General features: G+C 21.2%; 13 protein-coding genes. 12 read left to right on the top strand and 1 reads right to left on the bottom strand.

Annotated features, from left to right (window positions below):
• The first annotated feature begins 79 nt into the window (after window positions 1-79).
• The 12 genes from Q0V09_RS03420 (at window position 80) to Q0V09_RS03365 (ending at window position 12,150) form a co-directional block, all read left to right on the top strand.
• Complete coding sequence (locus Q0V09_RS03420; protein WP_297487167.1) at window positions 80-346, top strand: hypothetical protein; 267 nt, start codon at window positions 80-82, stop codon at window positions 344-346.
• 22 nt (window positions 347-368) lie between these two features.
• Entirely contained in the window at window positions 369-677 is a 309-nt protein-coding gene (locus Q0V09_RS03415; RefSeq protein WP_297487165.1) for a hypothetical protein, read from the top strand.
• A gap of 278 nt (window positions 678-955) precedes the next feature.
• Window positions 956-1,426 carry a hypothetical protein gene (locus Q0V09_RS03410; RefSeq protein WP_297487162.1) on the top strand — a complete coding sequence of 157 codons (471 nt, stop codon included), beginning with the start codon at window positions 956-958 and terminating at the stop codon, window positions 1,424-1,426.
• 255 nt (window positions 1,427-1,681) lie between these two features.
• A complete protein-coding gene (locus tag Q0V09_RS03405; RefSeq protein ID WP_297487159.1) occupies window positions 1,682-4,423 on the top strand; it encodes an EAL domain-containing protein in 2,742 nt (913 codons plus the stop codon).
• 377 nt (window positions 4,424-4,800) lie between these two features.
• Entirely contained in the window at window positions 4,801-5,067 is a 267-nt protein-coding gene (locus Q0V09_RS03400) for a hypothetical protein (RefSeq protein WP_297487156.1), read from the top strand.
• A gap of 23 nt (window positions 5,068-5,090) precedes the next feature.
• Window positions 5,091-5,414, top strand: a complete 324-nt coding sequence (locus Q0V09_RS03395; RefSeq protein ID WP_297487153.1) for a hypothetical protein — start codon at window positions 5,091-5,093, stop codon at window positions 5,412-5,414.
• 409 nt (window positions 5,415-5,823) lie between these two features.
• Complete coding sequence (locus Q0V09_RS03390) at window positions 5,824-6,273, top strand: hypothetical protein (protein ID WP_297487150.1); 450 nt, start codon at window positions 5,824-5,826, stop codon at window positions 6,271-6,273.
• A gap of 96 nt (window positions 6,274-6,369) precedes the next feature.
• A complete protein-coding gene (locus Q0V09_RS03385; protein ID WP_297406523.1) occupies window positions 6,370-6,846 on the top strand; it encodes a hypothetical protein in 477 nt (158 codons plus the stop codon).
• Window positions 6,847-7,201: 355 nt separating this feature from the next.
• Entirely contained in the window at window positions 7,202-8,806 is a 1,605-nt protein-coding gene (locus Q0V09_RS03380) for a hypothetical protein (protein WP_297406521.1), read from the top strand.
• Window positions 8,807-9,109: 303 nt separating this feature from the next.
• Window positions 9,110-10,654: a toxin-antitoxin system YwqK family antitoxin gene (locus Q0V09_RS03375; RefSeq protein WP_297406520.1), complete on the top strand. Its 1,545-nt coding sequence runs from the start codon at window positions 9,110-9,112 to the stop codon at window positions 10,652-10,654.
• 347 nt (window positions 10,655-11,001) lie between these two features.
• Window positions 11,002-11,580, top strand: coding sequence for a DUF2628 domain-containing protein (locus Q0V09_RS03370; RefSeq protein ID WP_297406518.1), 579 nt, complete (start codon window positions 11,002-11,004; stop codon window positions 11,578-11,580).
• A gap of 12 nt (window positions 11,581-11,592) precedes the next feature.
• Window positions 11,593-12,150: a DUF3592 domain-containing protein gene (locus Q0V09_RS03365; protein WP_297487147.1), complete on the top strand. Its 558-nt coding sequence runs from the start codon at window positions 11,593-11,595 to the stop codon at window positions 12,148-12,150.
• 558 nt (window positions 12,151-12,708) lie between these two features.
• On the opposite strand, the gene Q0V09_RS03360 is transcribed toward Q0V09_RS03365, so the two are convergent.
• Window positions 12,709-12,849, bottom strand: coding sequence for an oligopeptide/dipeptide ABC transporter ATP-binding protein (locus Q0V09_RS03360; RefSeq protein WP_297487170.1), 141 nt, complete (start codon window positions 12,847-12,849; stop codon window positions 12,709-12,711).
• Window positions 12,850-12,853: the final 4 nt, after the last annotated feature.

Below are 12,853 nucleotides of genomic sequence, written 5' to 3'. Positions count from 1 at the left end.
ATTTTATTTAAATATAAAGATATAAACACGAAATTAAAAAACTATAATTATTTTACCAAAGGAATTAAAGGAGATAATTATGAAAACAAATATTTTAAAAGTTATTACAATTGGATTGCTTGGAGTATCATTACTTGCATGTGGACATACTGAAGATACAATTTTAACTAAAAATAATCAATTAGAAAAACAAGAGAGTGAAGTTCATTCAATGAATAGTTTAAATTCAGAAGGTATTAATTCTGAAGATACACAATTTGAAAAAAATGAAGTAGAAAAAAACAAAATCGAAGAACAAGGTAAAGAAATTAAAAACGAACCTATCTCAACTCCAGAAGTTGAATAAAAAAATTATAAAGGGAGAAAAAATGAAAAGAATACTATCAAAAACAATGGTAATTGGAATTTTATGCATATCTGGTTTAGTTTATGGAATAGATAACGATAAAACCGCTCTCGATTTAAATAAAGAAAATCAAATTGAAAAAATAGAAATAAATGAAAATGAAAAAACAGAAGAAGAAAATATTGATACTCCTTCAGAAGAAGAAATTTTATTAAAATTAAAAAATAATAAAAGTGAAAATGAAAAACTTATTTTAAATCAAGAAATCAATGATGAAAATATTAAAAATGATGAAAAAGAAATAGATGATACATCAGAGGAAACAATTTAAGTGTTATCTAACTAAATTAACAAATTAGTATAAAGCTGTGGTTATAGCCTTGATTAAATAATCTAGTTGAACTAGCCATAAAGGAAAATAATAATCCATTTCACTTAAAAGAATAAAATAAATTGGAATATTCTTGTAAAAACTATGCAGAGTATCAAAATAAATAATAAAAAATGGATATCATATATAGTAAAAAGGTACTAAAGATTTCCTTAGTACCTTTTTCATATTTAAAAGGCATTGAAATTTATTTAATTTAAAAAGAGGAGTTTTTAATTATGGAAAGTATTGATAACAATAAAATTATAGAATTATTAAAAAAAGCAACTAATATTTTCATTTGTAACAATAAACTAATTATTGATATAAATTTAAATAGAATTATAATAAATAATGTTTTAAATGGAAAATATTATATAAATTTATTTAATAATAGAATGATAGAAAAACCAGAAATAAATGAATGTTTTTATTCTGAAAAAAATTCAAAATTAATATTAAAATATTATCCTGATCTAAACAAAAGAAAATGGCTAGCTAATAATTTAAATATCTCTAGAGCTCAATTAAATGATAGATACAAAAGTATGGTTATTTGTCACTTAAAAAGCAATAGATATTCAAGGAAATATTGGCAAGAAGAACTTGAAGAATTAAAAATAAATAAAAACAACTTAGAATATCATGCAAAAAAATATAATAGAAGTTTAAAAAACTTAAAAAACGCTATAAAACAATACGATTTATAATCAAAGCTCTATAATGTAAACGGCAAGTGTAACAGTCGAAAATATACCAGTTTTAATATAGAACAAGTAAATTCAGTTTTTTGTATGATGAAAGGGTTGAGAGATTCCAGTAAAAATGTGTACTAAAAATTTTTGAAAAAAATTTATCTACAAATTCTTGACACTATCATTCATTAGTTAATTATTGACTATACCTCTTTAATATGTCATACTAATAAAGTTTTCATAAAATAATATTCATATATAGGAGGGAAAATGATAAAAATATTTGGACTATTACTACTACTAATATTTAACATAACATTTGCAGATATATATATTGCTAAAAATATTAAAGAAAAAGAATTCTTGGATACCTTAAAAAAAGAACAATTATCATTTGGGCTATTAAATGAAGAATTTTATAGCAAAAAAATTGTTGATAACCAAAGCATCAACGATTTGATTAAACATCTACTAAGTGATTATTTAAACCTAAATATAACTTATGAGAATCTCAATTTTTATAAAGAAGAAAATAATTTAAAAAAACTAAATTATTTAGGAACTGCCCTTATTAATAGAGAAAACTCAAAAGAAAATCATATCGACTTTACTCAAACTATTTTTAATAACCAACTATATGTTGTTTCAACGAAAAATAAGATACATTCATTAAGTGAATTGAATAATAAAAATATTTATTATCTAAAAGGTTCTATTTATAATATGTTTTTAGAATCGTTATTAAACAGAAATGATTTAAAAGCTAATTTAATAGAGGTTATAAATATTAATGACTATAAAAACAAATTAATTCTAACTCCAAATCCTGCTATGTACGCTCCTATAAATAGAATTAGAATTGGATATACTTCAGGAGTAGCAATAGCCATTAATCAAAAGTATTCTGATTTAGTTCCAATTTTAAATAAGGCTTTAGATGAAAGATATAGATATATAATTGCTGAAAAACTTAAAAAATCTAATAAAAAATTGATATTAAATAATTTTTATTCTTCCTTAACAATAACCGAAAAAAAATATTTATCTTCTTTAAAAAAATTAAATATTTCTTATAGAAATAATACAAATTCTTTAGTATTATATTACGACAAAAATGTAAATATATATAAAGGCATTGCACCAAATATATTAAATCTATTAGAAGAATTACTAAATATTAAAATACAAGATGTAACTACTACTACTAATAATTCTGATATCACCATTTCTTCTAAAACATTAGAAAAAGATAAAAAAAAGATATTTTCTAATAAATTTTATGATATTGGTGTTTATTTAGTGCATCTAAAAAATAAAAATAAAAATAAAACAATTGGAGTTCTAAGCAATAGTATCGAAAAAGTACTTGTTCAAAAATACGATATAAGTAAAGATATAAAAATATATAATACATATCCTGATTTAATAGATGCTCTTAATTCAAGAAAAGTCGATAATATATTGATAATAAAAAATGACTTTGATCCCTCAAAGTATAATGTTACTCTATTTGAAAAGGCTCCTGTTAATTTTTCTTTTAATAAAAATAATATACTTTTAAAAAATATTTTTAATAAAGCTTTATATTATTTAATTGACAGTAATTCTATAATTGAAAAATCTACTTTTGAAAGAAATAACTTACAATTAATAAAGAACAATAATAATAAAATGATAAAAAATTCATTAATAATTTTATCCCTATTTTTATTTGTAACACTTTTAATTATTATTATTATACTAATCATGGAATCAAAACATAAAAAAGAATTACTAAGAGATCCACTAAGTAAACTGCCAAATAGAAGTGTTTTTAATAATTTTTGTGAACAAAAAAACAACATTATCTATGGATATTCATTTGTTATTGATATTGATAACTTTAAAGAAATAAATGATAAATATGGTCATAATTTTGGTGATTTAATAATTGTAGAATTATCTAGGTTTTTAAAATTGAAATTTGATGATAGTTATATTTTTAGAATTTCTGGAGATGAGTTTTATGGTCTGTTTTTAGAAAACTATAGTAGTATCAAACTAAAACTAAATAAAATAGAGATAGAATCTATCTTATTCGCAAAATATAATGTAACATTTAGTACCGGTTTATATAAAAAAGAAATAAAAGATAATATTCATACTTCTTTTAGGTACGCAGATATGGCTTTATTAGAAGCTAAAAAAAACAAAGATATTTCCGTTGTTTTAGCAGATGATTTATTTATAAAAAAGAAAGAAAGAGAATTAAAAATATTAGAATTATTAGAAAATGATTTAAAGGAGCTATATGCAGTTTATCAACCTAAAATCAAAATATCTTCTGGAGCTATAATAGGAGCTGAAGCTCTTGCTAGATGTTATTCTGAGGAACTTAAAGATATCTATCCGGATGAACTTATTCCTATTGCAGAAAATTTTAATTTAATTCATAAAATAGATTATAAAATAGCTGCAGAATCTATTAAATATATAAAAAAACTTATTAATTTAAAAATGATTAATGATGGATTTAGGATCTCTTTTAACTTATCTGTTAAAACATTTTTAAGAGATGATCTTATAGATACTATAACAAAAATATTAGAAAGAGAAGGTGTCTCTGGGAAATACATTGAAATAGAGATTACAGAAACTATTTTAGTTGAAGATATTAAAAATATTTTATTAAAACTTAGTAAATTAATTGATTTTTCTATTCAAATATCTTTAGATGATTTTACAGCAGGGCATTCAACAGCTAAGCTTTTACCTATTTTACCAATAGATATAATTAAGTTTGACAAATCATTATTAGATTCTCTTGAAACTAATGAAGAAAAAGCAAAAATAGTCTACTCAAATTTAGCTACTTTAGTAAAAAAATTAAAATTAAAAATTGTATCTGAAGGAATAGAAACAAAAAAACAACTAGATTTTTTAAAGAAAATTGATATTAATTATGGACAAGGATATCTATTCAGCAGGCCTCTAAAAGAAAAAGATTTCTTTGATTTTATAAAAAGTAACTAATTCATTTATCAAAATAATAATATAGAAAAGGCAAGATTTTTAAAAAAATCTTGCCTTTTTATATTTAATTGTAAATGGCAAGAGCTTTTTGTTATTTTTTTGGCATTTTCAGTTGTCTATCATTAACACCAGTTTGAGGTTTTGAAAAATTTAGATAAATAGTTGATTATTTCTTTAGAATGCTTTGCAATCATGGTCGGATATCTCCTTTAGTTATAGTTTTGTTTAGTAATTTTACAAATTTTAAAAAGAGAGATTCATTTTTATTTTACTTTTCAAAAAAATGCACTATTCGAGTATTTTATTTAAATATGAAGATATAAACACGAAATTAATAAACTATAATTATTTTACCAAAGGAATTAAAGGAGGTAATTATGAAAACAAATATTTTAAAAGTTATTACAATTGGATTGCTTGGAGTGTCATTACTTGCATGTGGGCATACTGAAGATACAATTTTAACTAAAAATAGTCAATTAGAAAAACAAGAGAGTGAAATCGCTTCAATGAATAGCTTAAATTCAGAAGGTATTAAATCTGAAGATTCACAATTTGAGAAAAATGAAGTAGAAAAAAATAAAATCGAAGAACAAGGTAAAGAAATTAAAAATGAACCTATCTCAACTCCGGAAGTTGAATAAAAAAATTATAAAGGGAGAAAAAAATGAAAAAAATACTATCAAAAACAATGATAATTGGAGTTTTATGTATATCTGGTTTAGTTTATGGAATAGATAATGATAAAACCGCTCTCGATTTAAATAAAGAAAATCAAATTGAAAAAACAGAAGAAGAAAATATAGAAATAAATGAAAATGAAAAAAAATCATCAGAAAATATTGATACTCTTTCAGCAGAAGAACTTTTATTAAAATTAAAAAATAATAAAAGTGAAAATAAAAAACTTATTTTAAAACAAGAAATAAATGATGAAAATATTAAAAATGATGAAAAAGAAATAGACGATACATCAGAGGAAACTAACTAACCTAGTTTTATTAAGACTAACTATATGAAGTCAAGTATATAATTTTATTTTCTTAAATATTTTTTAAAAAAATATGGGCGTGTTTTTAGGAGATGACTTTTGAGAAATAAAATCCTTGAAATTTTTACTTCCGCGGAATAAAATTTATATTAATGAAAAATTACTCTGAGTAGCTTCTTAGATATATTATTAATTGTAACTAAGAGCACAGCTTGCATGATTATGCATCTAAGATAAGCAGAACTGAAGTACCTGTGGTCTGAACTAAAAGTAGGTTCTAATTCTAGGTTAGTAATTTAACTGGAGCTAGTATATTAAGATATTCCTGGGAAGTAACAATCCACAGCACTATAGTAAAAACAAATAAATTGATGAAGATTAATATATCTTCATTATATGAGGAGAAACTATGGAAAATAAATTAATAGTTATTGATTATTGTGATAGTTTTTTTCCAAATTATTTCTTAGAATTTTTAAAAGATTTAAAAAAAATAAAAATAAAGAAAACTTATATTTCTATTAAGCCTGATTATCAATTGAAAACAACAAAAAATATAAAAATAATCTATATAAAAAAAATTCAAATTAACCCTGAAATAGATAAATTTTTAGAAGAAGTTTTAAGAAAAATATGTGAAATAGCAGATAAACATAATATTTCATTAAGAGTATCTATAAATAAATTTGAATATATTTATAAAAAATTAAATTTTTCATTTTTACAAAATTCTAATTATTTTTCAAATGATATGTTTAGATTTCAAAAAAATCATATTATTATGACTAATTCTCTTAAAAAGAATAAAATAAATTGGAATATTCTTGTAAAAACTATCACAGAATATCAAAATAAATAATAAAGAATGGATATCACATATTAAAGATTTCCTTAGTACCTTTTTAATCTTCAAAATATATTAAATTTTTTAATTTAAAAATAGGAGTTTTTAATTATGGAAAGTATTGATAACAATAAAATTATAGAATTATTAAAAAAAGCAACTAATATTTTCATTTGTAACAATAAACTAATTATTGATATAAATTTAAATAGAATTATAATAAATAATGTTTTAAATGGAAAATATTATATAAATTTATTTAATAATAGAATGATAGAAAAACCAGAAATAAATGAATGCTTTTATTCTTATTCTGAAACGAATTTAAAATTAATATTAAAATATTATCCTGATTTAAATAAAAGGAAATGGTTAGCTAACCATTTAAATGTCTCTAGAGCTCAATTAAATGATAGGTATAGAGCTATGATTGCTTGCTACTTAAAAAGCAATAGATATTCAAAACAATATTGGCAAGAAGAACTTGAAGAGTTGAAAATTAATAAAAATAATTTAGAATATCATGCAAAAAAATATAATAGAAGTTTAAAAAGTTTAAAAGATACTATAAATCAATATAATTTATAATTAAAGTTCTATATTTCATAAATATCTCACAATAGTGCACTTTATTTTAATAAACTCTTCAACAAGTAAAAGTTTTGATCATATGCAATTAATCATAATTTTGCTATTTAAACCATTGATAAAATATAGATATATTTGTATTAAATAATTATTTATTGCAAATTATAAAAAAAAATAGTATTATCGAAAGAATATAACTACTAATTTCACAGTATGTTTTAATAATGGATCAAATAAAGGAATAGATTGTATCTTTTCCTTTTTTTTTGAAATTAAATATTATAAAGTTTCAGAATATTATATCTTTAAATTAAAGTTATAATATATCAAAATTTGTATTCAAAAAGGAGAAAAAATGAAAAAATTATTAATAATTATAATAGGTATAATTATTGCGGGAACCACATATCATTATAAGGAAACAAATATTAATTTAATTAAATTAGAAAATGATATTTATATAAAAAATAATAAGGCATATTCAATTTTAACAGATAAATTAGTATCTGGATATACGACATCAACATCATGGGGGAATACAGACTATACAAAATATATAAAAGGAATAATAACTTCTAAAAAAAGAATTAACAATAATTTACAATTATTATTAGAAGAAAATTTTAATAAAAATGGATTGTTAGATGGAGAAATTTTCAAATTATCAGGAGACAAGTCATTTATTTATAAATATAAAAATAATATTTTAAATGGAATCTCTAATTTAAATAACAGAGAAATAGAATTTGTAGATGGAACTATAGTTGGGAAAAATAGTATATCAGAATATCAAAATCCATATAATATAAATTATATAAACGGTGTTCCTGATTTTATAAAATTAGAAATTCCAAATAACAAATATCCTGAAAAAATATTATATAATACTGAAAGTCCTTCAAATTTTACTGGTGGGATACTAAAGAAAGCAAATTGGGAAATGGTATTAAGTGAATATAAAAACGGAAAATTAATAAGAGAGCGATTTTATTCAATGGATTCAAATATGAGTGGATTAAAAAAGAAAGATATAATTTATGGAGAAAATAAAAATATATTAAAAGAATTAATTTATGCAGATGGGATTTTAGATAAACTCAATTCTTTCAATGATAAAATGGAAAGAAATGGAGAAAATTATGAAAAAGTTATATATTCAGAAGAATTTTTTATTAAGAATTATATTAATGGAGTTTTAAATGGAAATTCAACTCAATATATATTTGATAAAGATAAAAAACTAAATAAATATTTGGGATTTTATAAATTAGGAATATATACAGGTGAAAAATATATGTGCCAATATAGTGGGAAATATGTTGAAGGTTTTGATATAGATAAATTAGATGATTTAATTAAATTCGAACCGTTTACTATTGAAACTCTAGTAGAAATACCTAAAAAATTCACAGGATATAATAAAAATGAAAATATAATTTTTGAATACAACTCTGGAAAAATAAAAAAGGAATATCAACCTATTGATAATATTTATCAGAAAGTTAAAGTGTATAATAATAATGGAAGTTATAGAGAAGACACATATCAAAATGGGTTAATAATAGAAACAATAAATTATGATAAAAATAATATTAGAAATGGACAATATATAGGATATGCACATAATAAATTAAAAGAAAAAACAATAGGAATGATAATTAATAATATAATGACTGGAGAATTTAAACATTATCATGATAACAATATTATATATGTTGATACATATAATGGAAATAATAAATCTATAAGAACTAGATATTATAATTATAAAGATAAAAAAATAAAATCAATTAGCAAAAGAATTTTTGAAAATATGATTTGGAAAGATATAAGTTTAACAAATTATGATAAGAATGGAAATATAATCAAGAATAATGAAAACTTAAAAAATAATAAATTAAAAATTTATAATAAAGAAAATTATGAGGATCTTCTTTTTGAAGATATAAATCAAAAGTAAAATTGAAATTAGTAAATCTAGCTATTATCCTAATCTATAATTTAAAAGTTTGATTTATATCTCAAGTCTAGATTGTCAACTAAATATGATTTAAATAAACAACTCATAATAGTGTACTATTATGAGTTATAAAAAAAAGCATTATATTTATATCAAAAAATACATTATATAATATAATGATAAAAATATCATTATATTTAAAATATATTTTGAATAAAAAATTATTATTTGAATATTAAATTTTAATTTCTTAATAAAGCCTTTAGAAGATCTTAATACATATTAGAAATGGAGAAACTTAAAATGAATAAAAAATTATTTTTGATGAGCTTATTAATATTTTTTCTGAAATTTTTAGGAATATATTCATACGATATATATTCTGGAGAAATTAATGGAAATAAAATAGAAGTATATTTAGAAATAAACAATGACGGAATTAATAATGATGTTAGTGGAATAGGAGTATATTCTTATAATAAATACGGAATCCCAATTTCTTTTGATGCCAAATTAAAAAATGGTATACTTATTTTAAAAAATGAAAAAGAAAAAATGACATTTAAAAATTTTAATATTAAAAAATCAAAAATAATCGGGGAATGGGAAAATTCAAAAAATAAATTTAAAATAAAACTAAGTAAGGAATTAAAATTTGATTCTTATGATACAAATCAATTTGAAAATTTAGAAGTTTTAGCTCCTGCTAGTACTAAAAATGAATTTTTTAAATTTGTATTAAAAAAGAAAAAAAAAGAGGATAGTAAAGTTATAGGAATTAATATTTATAGTAAAAAAAATAAATTCCTTTTGCAACGAATAAAGTTAGATGCTAAGTTTATTGGCTTACATGGACTTGAGATAGGGGATTATAATTTTGATGGAATTGAAGATTTTTCAGTATTTGAAAGTTATTATGCAGGTCCTAATACATCAAGTCTATACATTCTACGAGATAAAGAAATTAACAAATTCTATCTCAGTTCGTTTACAGGAACTTCGTTAGAGTTTGATTTTAAAAATAAATATATACGTTCCCATAATCAAACAAGAGCTGGAGCTTCACATTTGATTAAAGAATTTATAGTTGAAGATAATGAAATGCTTCTGACAAAATATATAAGCATAGAATATGAATATGATGAAAATTCAAATAATGTTAATGAAAAAATATATGAAGTGGGAGGGGATAAGCCATATACTGGTATTATTAAAAATTTTTATTTAGACAATAACTTATCAAGTGAAACAAATTATGTGTATGGAAAAAGAAACGGATTTGAAAGAGAATATAATTCTGATGGAAAATTAATATCAGAAACAAATTTTAAAAATGAAAAAATGGAAGGGTTATTTAAAGAATTTTATAAGAATGGACAATTAAGAATTGAAAGTAATTATGTAAATAATAAACTGGATGGTATTAGTCGAGATTTTTATGAAAATGGAAACTTAAAAAAAGACCAAATTTATAAAAATGGAAAAAAAAATGGATTTGAAAGAGAATACAATCCTGATGGGAAATTAATATCAGAAATAAATTTTAAAAATGGGGAAATAGAAGGGTTAGTTAAAGAATTTTATAAGAATGGAAAACTAAAATATGAAGGAAATTTTGAAAATGGTAGAATAAATGGAATTTATAAAGAATTTTATGAAAATGAACAATTGAAAATTGAAATAAATGCAAACAATGACAAATTAGATGCAGTTACTAGAAAATTTAATAACATAGGAGAGTTAATAGAAGAAAAAGTATATATTAATGGAATTTTAAAAAATGATAGATTAATTAAAGATAAAATACTTAAGGATGGCATTGATGCCATTAAATCTAAACATAATTAAGGAGAAATATATATTTTTATTAAGTATAATAACATATTTTATTACCATTAACCCTCATATTTATGACTTAGGAGCAATTGGAATTGGGATGTTTATGTTACAAAATAGAAGTGAGAAATAACAAAAAATATTTATCTATTATTTTACTATAAAAAATTAAGATACAAAATTAAGGGCTATGATTTTAATTTTTTTAATTTTAAGTAACTTAGATATTCATTTAGATAAGATCTTAATAGATAAATATATACACAGAGTATAGATATTATGAAATATTCTAGTTGAACAAAATAATCTACAGCAAGATGAAGATTTATAAATCTTCATTATACGAGATCGGAGGAATGATGGAAGGAATAATATTTTTATATGTTTTATTAATTTTGAGCTGCTTAGGAGTACTTATATTTTTTCTTATTTTTAGAAAAAATAAAAAAATGGATAAAGAAAATTTTAATATATATTTTTCATATGAAGAGAGTAACAAAACCTTTATAAAAGATGTTGATAAAGAGTATATTATTTTAAATGTTGATAAATTTAAAGAAATTATTGGAAATGGGAAAAGTTTCTATCTTCAAGCATTTTTGAATAAAAAAAATCAATTTAATGGAGGAGCATTTTTAGGTGGGTTATTTTGGTTAGGATATAGAGGATTAATTTTAGAATATTTTATTTTTTTAGGAATTTTTATATTAATTGATATCTTAGTATTGTATTTTAATATAACTCTCCCACAATATTTTTTTGGAATGATAATCTCAACAACATTAGGAATATTAGGAAATTATCTTTATTTTTTAAAAATAAAAAACAAAATTGAAAATAAAAAAAGAAGATTAAATCCTTTTTTAGGAGTATTAATAGTTATTATTTCATATATAATCTATATTTTTTTAATAGATTATATCTATACATGTTATTAAAATGGAGGAAAAATGAAATTTTTATTTAAAACAGTTATCCCTATAACATTAGCAGCAGTATTAATTCCTCAATTATTTTTTTTGATATTTTTTTTAATTGGTCTATTTCTAATAAAAAAATATTTTTCAGATAAAAAAAGTATTTATGAAATTATTTTGGGAACAGTTATTGAAATAAAAGAAAATATATCTAAAGGGACTTCAAATGGACATTCATACAAAAGAATATATTATTCACCTATATTTGAATATATTTATAAAGAAAATTCATATCAAATAGGGCATGCTATAAATACAAATATTAATGGGAAATCTACATTTTTCATTGGACAAAAGGTAGAACTCAGAATTTATCCTAATACTCCAGACAAAGCAATATTAAATACTAACTTCTCAACAAATATTTTATTATATGCTGGATTAGCATTTATTATTATCCCTATGATAATTATGCTTGTTTTTCTCAAAGGAGGACTATTAAACTTCCATTCTATTGGCGAACGATTTCAAAATATATTTTCATTTTTTAATTATCTTATTTCAAAGATAATCAGAGTGTTGTCAAAGTAAATAAAGAAAATTATAGCTTTATAACAAAAAAAACTTACGATTTAGACTTCTAATTCGGTGGTTCCCAATCCTTAAAGGCTTTGTATCCACCTCCATCAGCTCAAAAAAATTAATTAGAACTCAAAAATCTATTCTAGAAATTTGAGTTCTTTTTTCTATGAATTAAAATTCTATTTATATTTTTTTCATCACAAAAAAGTGTTATTAAGCACTTGTCCAAAACTATTCTTTCAAATCTTTAGAATATCAACTTTAATATCTCCTTAAAACTACGACTCTTTTTTTATATGGTCTAAATCTACTCTCTTATTTTAAATATAAGGGTAAATGAAAAGATTCACGTATAAATGGTTAGGTAAGACCTACTAGTGTAAATTTCTACAAATGAAAGCTTTAGATTTGAAGCTTAAATGAAATTAAATTTTTCTCGTATTTACAAAATAAAAATCTCGTAATATATGGGTATTTTAGTGGAACAAGTTAAAAAGTAGGAAAATGTCAAATATAACCAACAAAAAAACATCGTATTAGGACGATAATACGAGGTTTTTTTAAATTTTATTTTACAAAATGGCAAGCACAAGCATAATCATCTTGTAAATTTATTAATTTAGGAGTTTCTTTAGCACAAATATCTTTACTTATAGGACATCTAGTTCTAAAGGCACAACCAGATGGTGGATTTAATGGACTTGGAATCTCT

The organism is uncultured Cetobacterium sp., from assembly GCF_947039425.1.
Taxonomy (GTDB): Bacteria; Fusobacteriota; Fusobacteriia; order Fusobacteriales; family Fusobacteriaceae; genus Cetobacterium_A.
This window is presented reverse-complemented; position numbering and strand designations above follow the sequence as displayed.